The organism is Amycolatopsis sp. A133 (genome assembly GCF_031082405.1).
Taxonomy (GTDB): Bacteria; Actinomycetota; Actinomycetes; order Mycobacteriales; family Pseudonocardiaceae; genus Amycolatopsis.
In genome coordinates, this window is the sequence record NZ_JAVHJU010000061.1 from 250,597 (window position 1) to 267,431 (window position 16,835).

12 protein-coding genes are annotated in these 16,835 nt (G+C 67.9%); 7 read left to right on the forward strand and 5 right to left on the reverse strand.

What is annotated here, in order from left to right; genetic code table 11:
* Nucleotides 1-39 precede the first annotated feature (39 nt).
* Genes Q5425_RS37185 through Q5425_RS37200 form a run of 4 tightly spaced genes read right to left on the reverse strand, consistent with a single transcriptional unit; the run spans nt 40 to nt 4,235 of the window.
* Nucleotides 40-1,425: a hypothetical protein gene (locus Q5425_RS37185; RefSeq protein ID WP_308677068.1), complete on the reverse strand. Its 1,386-nt coding sequence runs from the start codon at nt 1,423-1,425 to the stop codon at nt 40-42.
* A 25-nt stretch (nt 1,426-1,450) separates the two neighbouring features.
* On the reverse strand, nt 1,451-2,563 hold the full coding sequence (locus Q5425_RS37190) for an XRE family transcriptional regulator (RefSeq protein WP_308677069.1): 1,113 nt from the start codon (nt 2,561-2,563) through the stop codon (nt 1,451-1,453).
* Nucleotides 2,560-3,366: a hypothetical protein gene (locus Q5425_RS37195; RefSeq protein WP_308677070.1), complete on the reverse strand. Its 807-nt coding sequence runs from the start codon at nt 3,364-3,366 to the stop codon at nt 2,560-2,562. Before Q5425_RS37195 ends, Q5425_RS37190 begins: the two co-directional genes overlap by 4 nt.
* A 59-nt stretch (nt 3,367-3,425) precedes the next feature.
* Nucleotides 3,426-4,235 (reverse strand): PIN domain-containing protein, encoded by an 810-nt coding sequence (locus Q5425_RS37200; protein ID WP_308677071.1) that lies wholly within the window; start codon nt 4,233-4,235, stop codon nt 3,426-3,428.
* A 256-nt stretch (nt 4,236-4,491) separates the two neighbouring features.
* Here Q5425_RS37200 and Q5425_RS37205 point away from each other — a divergent pair, with 256 nt between their 5' ends.
* The gene (locus tag Q5425_RS37205) at nt 4,492-8,856 is read left to right on the forward strand and encodes an AAA domain-containing protein (protein WP_308677072.1); all 4,365 of its coding nucleotides are present in this window, start codon (nt 4,492-4,494) and stop codon (nt 8,854-8,856) included.
* A gap of 2 nt (nt 8,857-8,858) precedes the next feature.
* On the forward strand, nt 8,859-9,788 hold the full coding sequence (locus Q5425_RS37210) for a hypothetical protein (protein WP_308677073.1): 930 nt from the start codon (nt 8,859-8,861) through the stop codon (nt 9,786-9,788).
* 278 nt (nt 9,789-10,066) lie between these two features.
* On the opposite strand, the gene Q5425_RS37215 is transcribed toward Q5425_RS37210, so the two are convergent.
* Nucleotides 10,067-11,047: a hypothetical protein gene (locus tag Q5425_RS37215; protein WP_308677074.1), complete on the reverse strand. Its 981-nt coding sequence runs from the start codon at nt 11,045-11,047 to the stop codon at nt 10,067-10,069.
* Between the two features lie 541 nt (nt 11,048-11,588).
* On the opposite strand from Q5425_RS37215, the gene Q5425_RS37220 reads away from it, so the two are divergent.
* From Q5425_RS37220 to Q5425_RS37240, 5 genes are all read left to right on the forward strand, one after another.
* On the forward strand, nt 11,589-12,449 hold the full coding sequence (locus Q5425_RS37220) for a hypothetical protein (RefSeq protein WP_308677075.1): 861 nt from the start codon (nt 11,589-11,591) through the stop codon (nt 12,447-12,449).
* Nucleotides 12,450-12,519: 70 nt separating this feature from the next.
* Nucleotides 12,520-13,455 (forward strand): conjugal transfer protein, encoded by a 936-nt coding sequence (locus Q5425_RS37225; RefSeq protein ID WP_308677076.1) that lies wholly within the window; start codon nt 12,520-12,522, stop codon nt 13,453-13,455.
* A gap of 17 nt (nt 13,456-13,472) precedes the next feature.
* On the forward strand, nt 13,473-13,712 hold the full coding sequence (locus tag Q5425_RS37230; RefSeq protein ID WP_308677077.1) for a hypothetical protein: 240 nt from the start codon (nt 13,473-13,475) through the stop codon (nt 13,710-13,712).
* A complete protein-coding gene (locus Q5425_RS37235; protein ID WP_308677078.1) occupies nt 13,709-14,173 on the forward strand; it encodes a hypothetical protein in 465 nt (154 codons plus the stop codon). The genes Q5425_RS37230 and Q5425_RS37235 overlap by 4 nt, the downstream gene beginning before the upstream one ends.
* An 11-nt stretch (nt 14,174-14,184) precedes the next feature.
* Complete coding sequence (locus Q5425_RS37240) at nt 14,185-16,752, forward strand: ATP-binding protein (protein ID WP_308677079.1); 2,568 nt, start codon at nt 14,185-14,187, stop codon at nt 16,750-16,752.
* The last annotated feature ends 83 nt before the right edge of the window (nt 16,753-16,835 follow it).

Here is a 16,835-nt window from a genome sequence, read left to right on the forward strand (position 1 = left end):
CCCACCTGAAATAGTGATCTGACAAGGTATGGCGACGTCTCACTGCCTTCCGGTGACACTGTTCGACGGATTCCAGGGCACGTCTTCGATCTGTCCGGTCCAGTGCACCTTCACTGCGGGATCGCGGTGGGTACCCTGGTATCCGATGTAGCCGAGGATGGCGAGTTGCAGGTAGTGCCGGGCCAGGCACCATGCGTCGTACCACTCGTCGCTGGTGAACTTCGGCTTCGTCCGGGTCGGGTGCATGACGCCGTTTCGCATGCGAGTGAGGATTTCGGGACCGTCGCCCACTGAAAGGTTGGTGAGTTTTGCGGCCACCGAGGACAGCTCGGTCAGTTCTGGTGGGAACATCGGGTCGATTGAGTGCAAGGCCAGCAGTTCGCGCATGGACTCGTGCGCTTTCAGCATTTTGTAGGTTCCCGCGGTATGAGCCTGACGGTCTTCGACAAGCTCTGACCACGCCAGCAGTTCCAGCCCGGACTGAGCCGAGGAGACGGCAAGTTCGAGCGGATGGGGATCGTTCGCGTCGATCAGGTAGTAGATAGCCCGCTGAACGACTTCCTGTTTTAGCGGGTCAGCCCAAGCTGCTGCGATGCGTGCGAAAAGCTCCTGAAGTTGTTCAGGATGGTGACTGTCGACGAGACCAAACGAAGTACGCCACGGGGAGACAAGAGGGGACGCCCATTCTGACCACGTCGGTTCGGCCGCGTTGTTGTAAGCCACCGGCAGGATTGGTGAGGTCCAGCGGCCGCAAGCGAGGCTCAGTGCATACCGCAAGATATGAAGGACATCCTGAAGGTCCTGAGTGCTGAAGTCGGAGCCGTCTTCTCGTTCGACGCGGCCCGTGTGCGTTGCCGCGTAACCGCCGTTCTCCTTCAAGTCTCGTTGGGTCTCCTGGTGGTCGTGGGGGGCGTCGAGCGTCACCTTCCAGTTGGCGCCGGTCAGTACGGTACGACCCGCGTACCACGTGGATTTGTCGCGTAAGGTGCCGGCGACCGGCATAACCGGCAGGTTCGCCAGGAGGAAGGTCGCGTGCGTGAGATCTCGGGCGTCCGGGGTACCCACGACGATCCTCGGCTGTGGCCCGCGTCCGTTCCAACGAGCGTCGTCCTGCTGAGGCGGAGTTCTCGGAGTGACCCGGAAAGGGTGCTTTTCCGGCACCGTTATGCGGATCTCTTCGAGCGCCAGGTGGCCCGTTGTGGGGTCGAAGCCGATGTCGAATTCAGGAGACGTGGCGGACCACTGCATCGCCGGCGACGGACTCCATCGTAGGGAGACGGAACCTTCGGCCTTGAAAAACCGGGTGCCGGACTGCCCGTCGAGCGCGCCGCTGTAAACGACCACTTCGCCTCGAGGCGTTTCCGCGGGGTAGAAATGTGCTGTCGGAGGCGGAGCTGAGGGCGGCGAGGCGGCGGAATTGGGCATACCGTCCATTATGCCTTGTCATCTGCTAATTGCGGGATGGCGGTTCGACTCCTCGATCGGGCTGGGGTGCTCGGGCGGTGATCGTCCGGAAGAGACTTAGCGGAGCCTGGCATTCCGATGCCAGAGCGAGCTCATCGACGGCGGTCTCCGCCTTGAGGAGTTCGACGGCGCGGGGTAGCAGCGAAGGTTGCTCCAGAAGTGGCATCGGGCCCGGCTCGCGGCGTCGCCAGCCACGGTTGGACACAGTGGTCATGGCGTTTCGGTAGGTGACGTCGCTCATCACCTTGAGGCTGCGTGCCCGGTACAGCAATGCTTGGAGGCTGACGTTCCACTGCTGCTTGAGCTGGCCGAGTCGGCGCCAGTCCGCATTCGCGGGCAGCTGGTCCGCGATCTCCTCCGCCGGCGTGAGGAACTCGGCGGCGAACCGGTGTGCCTGATCCTCGACCGCGCGGCTGCCCGGTTCGGCGTCGAGGTGCATAACGAGGTGGCCGAGCTCGTGGGCGACGTCGAACCGCTGGCGGTAGTAGTCGTCCTTCGCCGGGTTGAGGATGATGATCGGCCGCAGCGGTGTGTCGAAAGAGTACGCATCGACGCTCGCGTTGCCCGGCGGGCTGAACACCACGAGGCATCCGTGGTTCTCCGCCAGCCTGACCTGATGCCCGACCGGTCCCGCTGGCAGGTTCCACTGCTTCCGGAGCAGCCGCGCGGCTTCTTCCGGCGCATCGCTCGCCGGGGCATCGACGGCGACCGGATGGCTGGGCAGGTTCCGCTCGGGGAACTCCGCGTGGCGTTCGATCGTCGTTGCGACGTCGACGGCCATGCACCCGTACGCGTGGGCCTGATCCCGGGAGATCTGGCTGGTGGACCGCAGCGACCGGAAGTGCGGCGCGGTCGTCGCGGTGGGCAGTTCGTGCGCGCGCGTGATAAAGAAGTCCGGGCTCACGTCGAGCGCCAAGGCCATCGCGGCGACCGTCGCCGCGGCAGGGCGCTTGAGCCCGCTCTCGTAGGCCGCGACGGCGGTCGGTGTCTTGTGGATGCGGTCCGCCAGACCGTTCTTGCGCAGGCCCGCCAGCTGGCGCGCCAAAGTCAGCCGGCCACCGTCGAAGAAGGTGGCGACGTCACCCAGCCGATCACTCATGCCTCACCAATAGCACGCGGACCGTCGTGGTCGCGCGCCCGGCGACGGACACGCACGTCGGCGTCCGCCACGGCGTCACCGCTCGGCTCAGCAGGGCTCGACGGCTGCCTGGGCGTTGAGGTTCCGCCGCTTGGACCGTTCCCAGCCGTCAACCCGGTGCGCCAGACCCAGGCGTCGCCATGGTCGAGGTTCCAGCGGATCCGGCCGAAGAACAGCTCGACTTCGGCCGTCGTGGGGTCCATGGCGTGGGCGAGCACCAGGGTTCGCCGGAGTTCTCGCTGTTTGTCGGGCAGCTCGCCGAGCGGCGGGAGGCCCGGCAGGCTGGAGAGGGGGAAGAGCCCGCCGTCTTCTTCGGCGTGGGGTTGCTTCGCGACCAGCTGCTTGGTCTCGCTGCGTTCGGTCCAGGCGATCTTGGCGACCTGGCCGAACTCGTAGGATGCGAGCAGCCACCGCCACCCGGCGACGGACCAGCCGGGTGAGCCGTTGAGGTCTCGGCGGACCACCGTGCCGGCTGGCAGCAGTGGCATGGTTCGCGAGTCCCGGTCGGCGATGCCCTCGGCGAGCACATCACGCCCGACGGAGTCCTGGCCGGGCGGGACGGCGAAGTCGCTGCACTGGAAGACGCGGTCGAGCCGGTCGATGAGGTAGACGTGGGCGTTGAACCCGATCCAGGACTGCTTGTGTCCGCCCGCCGGGTTGTAGTCCTCGCGCAGCTGGCCGTACGCCGACCGGTGTGCCCACGCGATCCCGTCGAGCACGCTGCGGCGTCGGAGGGCCGTGAGGACGTCGTCTTCGTCACTCATGGGCCGCACTCTACTCAAAGGCAGTAATCAATGCGCGAAAATGAACCTCCGGCGTGTCGTCAGGCGGTGGCCGCGGGTTCTTCTTCCGGAGGCTGGTTCAGCTTCAGCACGTCCAGATCGGCTCTGCGCGCCCGGCTCGCTTGACCGGTGTCATAGGTCAGGAGGACTACCTTTCGCCCGATCGCCGGCTGGTAGGCCAGTGCCTGAGCTGAGACGGCCCGGTCGACGATCTCGTCGTCGTTGATCGCCAGTCTGCTGTGCCCCGGGGGATCGAACAGGATCTCGACGCGAGTCGCGCGGAGCTTCGCCGAAGGTGCGCCGTCCCGGAAGAGCTCGTCGAGGACGCCAAGGGTGTGCGCGGCGCGCCACCGCACGTGCTTGTTCTTGCTCTCCTTCAGCCCGTCCAGTTCGTCGATGACCACCATCGGCACCAGCAGTCGAACGTAGCCGCGATCGAAATCCACGACCTCCGTCAAGTCGATGTCCTTGAGTTTCACCGGGTGGTGGATGTAGAAGCTGCTGTCCGCAACGACGCACAAGTCCGTGCTCGACCAGCGGTCGATGATCTGCTGAAGCGCCGCGACCGCCTGGTTGAACGCAACGACGCGTTCCCGTAGCTCCAGGGAGACGAGCAGATTCACGACGGTGACCGTGTCTGTGCCCGCCAGCGTGCCGACGCCGCTGAGCAGTTGCTCGTACCGCTTGGTGAGGACGAGGCGGGCTAGGTCGGCCTCGCTCACCTGATTGCCGAGCGCGCCTGCCGCGTTCGCCGCCCAGTTGAGATACGCCAGCAGCCTGTCAAAGCCGGTTCCGTTGACGCCGCCGCCCTCCAGATTGGCTACTTGGTCGCGCAGGCTTCGCAGAAGCACGAGCAGATTCTTGCGGTCGCTACCTGGACGCGGAGTTACCAACACCGGGCAACCGTAACTCGCGCGCCTGGGCATTTCAGTTTCGCCGCGCGCGAGTCGTCCGGTGCGGTGGTTCGGAGCGTGACCCGGCCTCCGATCGTGCAAGTCGCTGGTACATTCCGGGGCCATTTCCGATCTTGGCTTGATCTGGCCGCGGGGCTGTCGGATTCTGTCTTACTGCCCGTCGAGAGGGGACGGGTGTGGCGATGGGGACTGGATGCGTCCGAATGACCCAAACGTCCGCCGTGAGGCGACCAAGCTGGTGGAGTACCTCCGCGACATGGCGGTCACGACCAAGGCCGACACCTGCGATCTCGAAAACTTCGAACGGACCTGGTGGCTGACGGACCTGCCCGGCAGCGTGGTGCTCCGGGCGCAGCCGGGTTCCGATGGCGGGTTCCTCGCCGTCGACCAAGTGCCGTTGCCGACGCCTCCGGCACTGCCGTCGCAGCTGACCGGCTACGTCGCGCCCGGCCAGTGGATAGACCACGAAGCACCGGAACCCGAGGTGCCGCCCCTCTTGGCCGACCATCTGGAGACTTCCGGTGAAGACGACTCGCTCGTCGTGGCGTATCGCGCGGCGCTGGCTGCGCGGAACGCCTGGCTGGCCGAGATCGAGGCGGAGCGGCCACGACGGGAGCTCTACGAGGAGTTCCGCCAAGTGGCCGAGAAACTCGCCAACCAGGATGACGAATTCGAGCTCGTCCTCTGCGCGGGCCTTCTTGCCGGCACGGACGAGGCAGGGCGGCGCGTCAACCGCCATCTGCTGGTCAAGCGGTTGTTCGCCCGGATGGATGAACGCTACTCCGGGGTGACCATCGGCGTCGACGAGAACGCGGTCCTGGTGCTGGAGGACCGGAGGTTCCTCGTTCCGGTGCTGGGGGAGCGGCTGGGCCGGGTCGATGACATCCGAGGTGATGTCGAGAACTCCGATCTGCTGCCTACCGATGAAGGAGCCGGGAAGTGGCTCGCCGAGTGGAGCCGGCGGCTGCTCCCGGACTCGCTGCAGTACAACGCCGTGACGCGGCCTCCGGACGGCGAGCGCGCAGGGAGGCTTTCGGTGTCGACGGCCCCGGCGATCGTCCTCCGGCGGCGAGACCGCTCCAGTATCGCCGGTTTCCTCGACGACGTCCTAGACAAGCTGCGCGATCCGGCGGTCGTGGTGCCACAGGCCTTGGTCCAGATCCTCCGCGACCTGACACCGGCCGAGCAGGAGGCGTGGCTTGCGGCCGCGGCCGAGACGGCCAAGAGGCTCAGCGCCGACCCGCTCTTCTCCCGGGAACACAATCGGCAGCAGCGGCTGGTCCTCGACCGGGTGCGACAGGACAACGGTGCTGTCGTCCAGGGACCGCCGGGAACCGGCAAGACCCACACCATCGCGAACTTCTTGACAGCGATGCTGGCCGAGGGGATGCGGGTACTTGTCGTCAGCCAGCGTGAGCAGCCACTTCGCGTGCTCCGCGGGATGCTGCCCTCGGACATGCAGAACCTGTGTGTCTCCCTCGCCGGTGCCAAGGACGGCCGGGCGGGCGACCTGGAAGCGAGCGTCCGCGCGATGTCGGAGTACGTCAACGGCACCGATGCCGTCCAAGCTCGCGAGCGCGTCGACGCGGCCCAGGACCGCTGGACCGTGGCTCGGCAACGGGTGGCCGACGCAGAAGCCGCCCTCGCGGACCTGCGCGAATCCGAGCACGTCGAACATCCACCCGTCGCCGACGGGTACGGCGGGCGGCTGGCTGAAATCGCCGCACTGGTTCAAGAGCGGCGCGCCGGCTTCGAATGGTTCCCGCCACTGGACGCGGACGCGCCCGTGCACTGCCCGCTGACCTCCTCGGAACTGGCTGAACTGCACGTCTTGGTCCAGGCGCATCCGGACGGCCCAGTCCGCGCGGCCGAGTTCCTCCCGCCGTCCGAGGAGGTCGACGCGGTCAAGCAAGCCGCACAGCTCATCCCGGACCTGATACCGCCTGACGTCGGAGACGAGGCGCGTGATCTGGCGGACCGCTGCGGCCGCGTGGACCCCGCCGAACTCGAGCGGTGGCTCAGCTCCCTCGAACGAGTGGCCGAGATCGTTCGGCACCTGCACCAGCGTATCGCCGGCTCGGAAAGCCAGCGATGGCTCGCGAGCGCCGTCGGCGACCTGCTCGCCGGCACCAACTTGAGTGCGTGGCAAGACGTCACGGCGAGGCCGCCCGTGGCGGAAACGCTCTCGACGCGGTCTCGGAACCCGTTGCTGAGAGACGTCCAGTTCCCCGAGTACGACCAGCCTGCGCTTCGGGACCTCCGTGACCAGGCAGCGGCACTGCTCGACGGACTGCGGAACCACCGAGCTGTGCGCACTCCCTGGTTCCGCCGGCTGACCAGCCTCGGCCGCGAGACACAGGCGGTGCGGGAGCGGTGCGCGTACCGGCACCGTGAGCCGTGGACCGAAGAAGGCGCTGCCGCCGTCCATGACGTGCTGGACATCGTGGTGACGCTCACCGAGGTCGAGCACGCGTGGAGCTTCGTCGCGGCGATCCCGGATCCAGCCACCCGTGCCACGGACCGCCTCCGTTGGCTCGCCGAAGCCGAAGGTGCCCTCTCCGTTCTGCGGGAGCTCGGCCAACTCACCTTCGAGCTGCGCACTGCGCTCGGCAAGCACGGCATTCTGACGGTTTTGACAACGCACGAACAGTGGCTCGCCTTCCGGGACGCGACAGCTCTCTCCTGGCACCGCATCGAGACTGCCCCACGCGAGGTACACCTCGCGCAGGTGAGCACCTGGTTGGCCGACACTGCCGCGTTGCCCGATGCGGCGCCGGAGCTGCGGGACCTCTCGGAAGCTCTGAATCGCCGGGACGTCCGGGGCTTCGGCGTCGCCGTCGCCGCGGTCGAAAGAGCGCGCTGGACCGTTGAGGCTCACCAGCGGTTGCTGAGGCTGCGCACCCCGCTGGCGGAAGGACACGGCCGGCTCCTGACGTCGCTGGAGACGACTGCGCACGACGACGGATGGGCCGAGCGGCTACCGGCGGTCGACCAGGCGTGGGCGTGGGCGGTCGCCGACCGGTTCCTGCGCGTCCGGCACCAGCCGGGTCTCGACGCCCAGCGGGAGACCGACCTGGCCGACGCCAAGGCCCAGCTGCTCACCACCACCGCCGAACTCGCGACGGCCAAGGCCTGGGCGCACTGCCTGCAGGGGATGAGCGAAGGTGCGAAGCGCGGGCTGAAGTCCTTCGAGTTCTTCTCGAAGCGTCAGCACGGCAAGGGCGGCCATGCCGGGCAACACCGGAAGTCCGCGCGATCGGCGATGCACGCCGCCAAGGAGGCTGTGCCGGCCTGGGTGATGACCATCGGTCAGGTCGCGGAAATGCTGCCCGCGGAGGCCAACAGCTTCGACGTCGTCATCGTCGACGAAGCGAGCCAAGCCGAACCGACCGCGTTGTTCCTGCTGTGGCTCGCGCCGCGCGTCATCGTGGTCGGTGACGATAAGCAGTGCACGCCGTTCAACAGCCCGCGGCTCCTGGACGGGGTCACCGAGCGCTTGCGGGCCGACTTCCCGGACTTGCCCCCGCACGTGCGCGAGATGCTGCTGCCGAATGGCAATCTCTACAACATCCTCAGCAGCGCCTTCCCGGCCGTCATCCGGCTGCGAGAGCATTTCCGGTGCATGCCGGAGATCATCGCCTGGCCTTCGCAGCAGTTCTACGACGGCCAGCTGGTGCCCCTGCGGCCGCACGGCGCCGACCGTCTGCAGCCGGTTCGGATCGAGGTCGTCACCAATGGGCGCACCACCGGATCGTCGGAGAACCTGACCAACCGCCCAGAGGCCGAGCGCGTCGTCGACATCCTGCACGACTGCCTGAAAGATCCGGCTTACAAGAACAAGACATTCGGGATCATCGCTCTGCAGAGCGCCCGCCAGGTCGAGATGATCCGTGGCATCCTTGGGAAGCGGATCGCGGCGTCGGAGATCGAGGGCCGGGACATCCGGGTCGGTGATGCCAAGAACTTCCAGGGGGACGAACGGGACGTCATGCTCGTCGCGACCGTGGCCGCCGGGCGGACGAATGCCATTCGCAGCAACCTGCGGTATGAGCAGTATCTGAACGTCGCCGTCAGCCGGGCGAGGGACCAGCTCTGGCTCATCACCTCTCTAGGCCCTGAGCTGGCCAGCGACGACGTCCGTTACCGCATGCTGAGCGCCTACGGTGAACCGGACGACCCCGAGCGTCGGGATGTTGATCCCGATCGGATCCCGACCGCACGGCGTGTCGATCCGTTCAGATCGCTGTTCGTGCAGCAGGTGTACCTGCGCATCCGGACCCATGGTTACGACGCCGACGTCCAGGTTGACATCGGCGGGCGTCAGCTCGACATCGTCGTGCGCGGGCGGGACATGTCCGTTGCTGTGATGTGCGATGAACACACCGGGCTTCCGGCCGAACGTCGCCGGATGGACGACGAGGCTCTGCGCGAACTGCGGCGAGCGGGCTGGCCGTTCTGCCGGGTCGCCCACAGCCAGTTCATCCTGAACCCGGACGAGGCACTGGCCGTCGTCTGGCAGACCCTGGGCCAACACGGCATCGAATCGGGCGAGGAGTGATCGTGGAACCGATCGACGAACAGACCTTGGTCGCGGTCGCGGAGCTCATCTGCGCGGACGGCAAGCAGTACTACCGAAGCGTGAAGGGCCTCGTCGACTTCTTCCGACGCGCTGGCTGGGATGTCGGCGGCTACGACGGAGAGAGCCGGAAGGCGTGGACGATCGCTCAGCTGCTGGGCCGGCGCGATGACGCCGCCGCGATCGAACAGGTTCTGAAGCGGATGGCCGATCCCCGCGAATACCAGCAGGACTGGGAGTCCGCCGACGAAGTTCTCGAAGCCCTCAACTACCTCTTGGAGGTCGAGAACCTGCACGTCGAGCTCGACGCCGATCTGCGCCCGGTCGTGCGCACCGGGCGCGCAGCGGCACGAGACTTGCCGGTGGACATCAGCCGGCAGAAGCTGCAGTACTCGATCAGCGAGATCGTCACCGATCAGCGACTGGTAGCCGTCCTCGAACAGCGTGTGATCGAGGTCGAGAAGTGCCGTGCGAACGGCTGCCACCTGGCGGCGATGATCCTTCTGGGCAGCTTGCTCGAGGGTCTGCTACTCGACGCCGCGGAGAACCGGACGATCCCCGAGTCCATCTGGGACGAGCCGGAAGCGAAGGCCGAGAACATCCGCTCGGCCAATCGGGCTGACAAGCTTCCGCTCCAGTCGTTGATCTATGTGGCGCACCGTCTCAAGTGGATAGACACGGACGCCTACCGCATCGCCAGCGCGGTGCGTGACTTTCGCAACCTGGTGCACCCCAACGCGCAGCGCAAGCTCGAACGCTCGCCCGATGAGGACACAGTGGACATGTACTGGCCGGTGTTCGTCGGTACTGCCAACGACCTCGGCCGCACTCGACCGGACGGCCCGGGTGAACGCACGAAGGCTCCGTCCGGCGGTACTCCTGGGCCGTGGGGAAGCCGGAGCAGGTCCAGCTGATTTCGTCGAGAATGGTTTGTCCGTCGAGGCGGGCACCTTCACGGCGAACAAAGCGAAATGACCGCCTTGACTTCTACCGTGGGGGCGCGCAGTGAGGATGCCGCGATGAAGCGCGAAGGCAAGATCCAGGCTACTCGAGCAGCTGTGTTGGCAGATCGGTGGTCAGGTAGAGCGCACTGCACCTGACTCCTTCGCGTGCGATCCAAGCGGCCTTGCCTGCAAGACTGACAGGTGCTGCGAGACTGGGGCGTTTGCTGCACGCGTGGAGCACGTTCTGTTCACGTGGCGGTGCCGTCGGACCAGGCGCGGACCTCGCGCGTCCTGCCGACCCGGTTGAGGCCGTGCGGTGCAATCTGGAGCACGGTCGCTCCGGCGTGGTCGTCCTGCCATGCCGTGCCGACTCGATCGACCTCGACGGTGAACAGACGCTCGTCGGCATTGCCGGGGCCTCGGCGGATGCCGGTGACCTTGAGGTGGGTGAGCGAGGGACCGGTGGCCCAGGCTTCCCGGACAGTCGCGAGGAGGTGTGCGCCCAGGAGGTCGGCGTAGACGTCGTTGAGCTCGGTCTTGGTCCATGCTTTGCTCGACAGTCGTCCGGTCGGAGTCATGTGTGCCTTCTTCGGCGGAAGGACCTCGAGTCCCGGGAGAAGGACGACCAGGTTTGCATGCTGCCGGTCGGCGTGGGTGACCATGACTGGCGCGGGGTTGTCCGCGAAGGCGGCGTCCAGCGCGGCGCGAAGTACTTGAGCGTCTCCTCGCTGCAACGCCGCCCACCAGGCGTCGGCCTGTGCCTGCTGAATGCGGTGGTGTTCGCGAGCGCGGGTGTTGAGTTCTGTGGCCTGCTGGCGGGCGCGGTTCGCAGCCTCCTGTCGTAGCTCTCGGCGGCGGGCACGTTGCCACGGGCGGGCTTCGTGCTTGATCTTCGCCCACTCCTGTTGCTCGATGACGGCCGGATCGATCGGAGGGGGTACCGGGATCATCGGCCGCTGGACTGGCGCGAAGCGTTCACGCTGCACGGCCATCAATTCGGCGAGGTGGCGGTGGGCCGCCGCGCCTTCGGCTGCCCTGACGTCCGTTGCGCTGACGGCGGGCGTCGCCGGGGTCGCTCGAGAGGTTGACGGGCGGGTGCTGCGGCCGCGGCTGCTGCTGGTCGTCCGGCGGCCACGGCTTCGCGAGCTGGTGACGCTGTTGAGGAGCGCGTTCTCGGCCGCGCCCAGAGGGTTGGTGACGGTGTATATCGCTCGGCTCACCTGGCGCACGGGGCGCGGTGTTACGGCGTGTTTGACCGTTCTGACCGGGTGAGCGGCACGCCGGACGCTGCGGGGAACCGCGCGACGCACTGCTTTCCGTGCAAGCCGCTTGCCGATGCCCACGAGCCTCGCCCCCTTCGATCGCGATGACGCGAACCACGCCATCCGTCGCGGCGGCGCAGTGGTCCACGAGATGTCGCGGGTAGCGGTGGCTGTGTTAACAGAAAACGACACCGAGAGCTCGAATATTCGGCTATTCCGCCGTCGAAGGAGCGTCCGCAACCAATCGTCCGCGGCAGGTCCGGGCTGCTCGTGACGCTCTTGAGGGGCTCGTTCCTCACGCCCTAGAGACCGTCCTCGAACGTCGTGGAGCGTTCGCAACTCACGAGCGCGGTTACGTCGCGCAGCTCCGCGGGGCGCGGGGCGCAGCTACCCATCCGGGTGAATTTCGGCTTGCCCCGAGGCCAGGGCAAGGTCGCGGGCCAGGAACAGGGCGAACGGTCGTTCAGACGCTGACTCCGATCTTGTTATCCGAGCGAGGGAGCTGGCGATGAACAGCCGATCCATCGAGAACAGCCCGTTGACCATGTTGCAGAAGGAGTTTGGCCGGACTTGTGCGGTCAAGCGGTTCGACCACGCCCTTCACGACTGGTCCGCCGAGGACTCTGCACTTTCCGATGTCGGGTCCCATGATGACCTCGTGACTGTCCTGGCTACACGCGACTACGAGCGACACGACGAAATACTCCACTCGCTTCTCGTCCGGGCCGCGGCGACAGGAAGCAGCGGCGTCGTGGCGACCGAAATTGTGGTCAACGCGATGCTGGCTGCCGTGCCCGGTATCGCCGGTCGAGTCGTTCGGGCGGTGCGTGCTGCGGGTGGCACAGTCGGTTGCCGGCGCGGCGTAACCGGCGGAGGGGCCTCCGCGGTAGAAGACAGCCGTGATGTTCAGGCCTCGGTGATCGGGCACCTGTGGGAGCAGACCCGCTGCTATCCGCTTCGACGGCGGCACCATGTCGCGGCGAACCTGGTGCGCGAGACCCAGCGGGCCGCGCAGCGGGACTTCGGCGTCGATCACGGCCAGGCCGCCGCGGACGTCGTCAGCATCGACGACGAGGCGTACCGGCCTTTGGTGGACGTGCCGGCCGAGCCGGACGCGTCGGAAGAGCTGCTCGGACTTCTGGCCTGGGCGGTGGAGGAGGAGCGGCTCGACGAGCACTCCGCCACCATTCTGACCACTCGTTACTTCGATGGTCCAGTCGGCCGGGACGGCGTTGCCACGGATCGGCAGGTCGGTGCGCTGATCGGGCTGAGTCAGCCCACGATCACCCGGCATCGCCGTCGGGCGCTCGAGCAGCTGGCGGAGGCTGCAACGGAGTTTCCGAGCCGTGACCTGCCCTGGGCCGGCTGAATCACACGGGCTGGCCGACCTGCGTGCCTCCGAGTAGGAGCCCGCACGCCAAGCACAGGGAGGTCGAGTCGTGATCGTTCGTCGGGACCGTGGGGGCGCGGGCAGCAGCTCGCTGGTCAAACTGCTGCCCGACACGGACGTCGAGCCGGCGCTGCGGGGCGCGACTCACCGGGTCGGCCGGTGGGTGGCGTGGTTGGCCGTGCTGGCGAGCCCGCTGCTGACGATCGCCGGGCTGATCGTTCTCCAGCCAGCGGGTGCGCCGTCGATGCGGGACGGCGGCGCACCCGCGCCCTCCACCTCGCCGCAGGGCTGGGCGGAGATGTACGTGCGCTCCTGGCTCTCGGCGACCCGAGACGACCCTGCGGATCTCGAAACCTTCTACCCGCCCGGGATGAAGTCGCAGCGTGCCGTCGGGACGCAGGTGCCGGTCGATACCGGGGTGATCTCGGCGGTCTCGCCGGTGTCGGGGGTGTGGTCGGTCGTGGTGGTCGCCGACGTGCTGGTGCTGCAGCCAGACGGCAAACGCGCGGCCACCCTGCTGTGCGCCCAGGTGGCGATGAGCGGTACCGACGCTGCCTACGTCGCCACCGCGCTGCCCGCGGTCGTGGCGTGCCCGGGCACCAGTGGCGCCGTCCAGCTGGTTTACGACGAGGTCGCTGATCCGGGCGGGCCTGTCGGGCAGTCGGTCACGGGATTTCTGGCCGCGTACCTGGCGGGGCAAGGCCAGCTCGACCGGTTCGTCAGCCCTGGGGCAAGCGTTGCCTTGCCGCGTCCGGTGCCGTATGCGGCGGTGCAGGTGACCGAGGTGCGCACGCACGAGAAGTTCGAGCCGGGCCAAGCGGCGAGGCCGGTCGACGGAACGGTCGTCCACAGCTTCGTCCATGCCTGGGGATGGGATGCCACCGGGCAGAGCACGCCGGTCGACTACGCGCTGACCCTGGTCGCGCGGGCTGGCCGGTGGGAGATCAACCGCATCGATCCGGCGCCGCTGATGGCGGGCCGGTAGGCAATGGGAGAAGTCCGATGATCGTGCTGGCCGCCGATGTGAAGTCTTGGATCGACACCAACCTGGCCTGGGGTGACCAGTCCGTCCGGCGGCTGATCCTGCTAGCGGCGATCGTCGGCGGAATCGGCCTGCTGGTCGGCACCCGAGGGAATTTCACCCGGGCGATCAAGTACGGCGTGATCGCGGCGATCTTCCTCGGCATCCTGCTCAACCTCGACGCGGTCGCCGGCATGTTCGGCGCCTGGTTCACCAATTGACCGCGCCGAAGAGCCGCGACGATGTCCTCGTCGGCCGGTCGTATACCCGGTCGCGGCGGTTTCCGCGGATGTTCGGGCGGATGCTCGGCCGCGACGGCGGCTATCTGCCCGGCGGTCCGTACACCCTGACCCAGGGCACGCTGTTCCTGATCCTGCTGGTCGTGGTGTGGAAGCTGCCCCTGCTGGACTGGCTCGGCCCAGCTCGATGGGGTCTGCCGCTGTCGGCGGTCTTCCTCCGGCGCGCCCGGATCGAGTCCCGGACTCCGCTCGGTTGGCTCGCCGGCCTGAGCGCGCACCTGCTCGCGCCCTCGGCGGGGATCCTGGGCCGTCGTTCGTATCGGCCCGCGCGGCCACAGCGCAGCCGCAGCTGGCTGTACCTGCACCTCCGCGACGAGGTCGAGGAACTGGCGGCGCCGGTCTCGTCGCTGCAGCAGGTGCTGGCCCAGGCGCGGGAGCGGTGATGGATTCCCCGGTGACCGATGTGGCGGGCAACCTGCTGTTCTGTGTCGACGGCTCGGTGTGGGCAGTGTGGCGAGTGCTGCCGCACGAGAGCGCCCGCTCCACCGGCCGCCAGCTGCGCGAGCTGTACGACCGCACTGTGACGCTGATGAAGTCGTTGCGCGGTGAGGTGATGATCGCGTCGCTGTGCGAGCAGGTCGAGGCCCACGCGATCGTCCGGCGCTGCCTGGACCGGATCGATCTGGACGCGAACCCGCACTGGGCGGAGACCGTCCACAACGCCTGGGACCAGCTCGACACCCTCGACGTCCTCGGTCGCAGCTTCTGGCTTGCAAAGCCCCTCGCCGGCCATGGCTGGAAAGAAGCCGCCCAGGCGACCGCGCGCGCGACGACCGCAGCACTCGGAGAGCTGCTCGGCGTGCCTGCCCGGCCCGCATCAGCTGCTGCGGTGGCGGCGGGACGGGAGCGGGCGCGGGTGGCGGCCCAGGAGCTCGGCGGCGCGGTCCCGTTCCGGCCGACGACAGAGGCGGAGCTGCTGTGGTGGCTCTGTCGCGCCTCGGTCCGCGGGGTCAACGAGCCGCAGCTTGACCGGACCGACGCCGTCCACAACACCGGCCTCGCGACGCGACGGGGGAGCGGCCGCGCCCGGCTGACAACGCTGCGCAGCTGCGTGTTCGATGAAGGCGGCCGCACCGACCCGCCACAGGAACGCCAGGGCTGGGGACCGTTGGGACTTTTGAACCGCCGGTTCCTCAAATGCGTGACTCCGGGCGACGACGGCGCGGTCGCCAGCTACCAGGCCTTCCTCGTGCTGGCCGAGATGCCGCGGGCGTTCACCTTCCCCGGGCACGAGATCCTGGCCCGGCTGGCCGACATCGGGTTCGGCGTCGACTACGCGCTACGGATCACCGCCCGCTCGAACGAGGACGCCCGCGCGGCCAACCGGCGCCGGACCCGGGATCTGATGAGCCAGGACGAGGAGCACGCCGGCGACACCGCCGGCGTCCCGGCGGACGTGAGCTCGGCGCAGGAGGAGATCCAGCACAAGAACGCCCGCCTCGGCGCCAGCTCCACCGAGATCGACCTCGAAGTCGGCGTCGTCGCCTGCGTCTGGGGCTCCACCGCGCGCGACGCCGACGCCCGCGCAAAGGCGCTGCGGCAGGCGTTCCTGGGCGGGGAGTACCGATGGGAACGGCCGCTCGGCGGGCAGCGGCAGCTCTACCAGGCGCTGCTGCCCGGGAGCCGGACGCCGATGGTGGTGCGCGAGTGCAGCCAGAACCTCCTCGCCACCGACGCCGCCATGCTGCTGCCCGTGTCAGCCACCGACTTCGGCGACCCCACCGGGGCGCTGTTCGGGCTGACCGTCGACGGCGGCGCCATCACCCCGTTCCTGCTCGACCCCACCTACGGACCGACGCACGACTCCTCCGGCGGGATCGCGGTCATCGGCGAGCTCGGTGTCGGCAAGTCGGTGATCCTGAAGAACGTCGCCGCGGTCGTGCGGCTGATGCTCGATGGGCGGGTGATCGTCATCGATCGGACCCGCAGCCGTGAATGGGCGCCCGTCGCGGCGGCGCTGCGGGGGAACGCGCAGATCGTCGACATCATCGACCCCAGCCTCGACGACCGGCCCGCCGCGGCGGAGCTGCGGCACTCCTGTGACCCGCTGCGCGTCTTCCACCGCACCGCCAGATCGAGTACGGGCATAGCGGAGACGTTCTTTGCCTCGTGGCTCGATCTGGAATCCAATTCGGCCGAGCGGGACGCTCTCGGCCGCGGCCTCGACGAGGTCAGCGGACACGCGGAGGCGTCCAGCAACCGACTTGTCGATACACTGCGGAAGCAGGGCGCCAGTGACCCGGCGGCCCGCGCGCTGGCGGATCGGCTCGAGCGGCTGCGGCGCGACCCGATCACCCGCCCGATCTTCGACCCCGACCTCTCTCCGGTCGACCTCTTCGGTGCGGACATGGTGGTGTTCTGTACCAACGAGATCCCGCTGCCGAGTGCGTTGGAGATGAGCAACGAGCGGATGGCCGCCCGGATCCCGCTGCGCAAGCTCTTCGGCCGTGCCTTCCACCTGCTCATCGCCGCCATCGCCAAGGAAATCTGCTTCACCCCGGGCCGGTGGGGCGAGTTCATCTGCGACGAGGCCTACAACGTCACCGGCACTCCCGAAGGCCAGCAAATCGCCCTGGAGTTCGTCCGCGACGGCCGCAAACACGGCGCCGACGCCGCCTTCGGCTCCCACGCGCCAAAAGACCTCGGCGACGACATCCTGCGCGGCCTGATTGCGGTGCGGTTCCTCGGCCGCCACCGCGACGACGGGCTCGCCCGCAGCGGCCTGGCCTGGCTCGGCGTCGACCCCGCCGACGCCCGCTACCACGAGATCGTCACCAAGGACCTCTCGCCGCTCAACCCGGCCGGCGGCGAGGAAGAGCGACGTGCTCGAGCGGGGGAGTTCCTCGTGCGGGACCACAGTGGACGGATCGGCAAGGTCAAAGTCATGATCCAGCCGTACCGCACGCTACCGGAGGCCGTCCTGACCACACCAGACGTATCCCGAGGCCATCGGGCGCATTGAAGACGGCTTGGGTTCTTGGGGTGGTTGCAACATCGTGTGGTTGGAGGGTGTTGTGGCTGGTCGGGTGGGTCGGGTGTCGTTGC

Excerpts from the sequence above, each read along its gene's own strand:
- Q5425_RS37185 (WP_308677068.1), bottom strand. The coding sequence starts at position 1,425 with ATGCCCAATTCCGCCGCCTCGCCGCCCTCAGCTCCGCCTCCGACAGCA.
- Q5425_RS37190 (WP_308677069.1), bottom strand. The coding sequence starts at position 2,563 with ATGAGTGATCGGCTGGGTGACGTCGCCACCTTCTTCGACGGTGGCCGG.
- Q5425_RS37195 (WP_308677070.1), bottom strand. The coding sequence starts at position 3,366 with ATGAGTGACGAAGACGACGTCCTCACGGCCCTCCGACGCCGCAGCGTG.
- Q5425_RS37205 (WP_308677072.1), top strand. The coding sequence starts at position 4,492 with ATGCGTCCGAATGACCCAAACGTCCGCCGTGAGGCGACCAAGCTGGTG.
- Q5425_RS37220 (WP_308677075.1), top strand. The coding sequence starts at position 11,589 with ATGAACAGCCGATCCATCGAGAACAGCCCGTTGACCATGTTGCAGAAG.
- Q5425_RS37230 (WP_308677077.1), top strand. The coding sequence starts at position 13,473 with ATGATCGTGCTGGCCGCCGATGTGAAGTCTTGGATCGACACCAACCTG.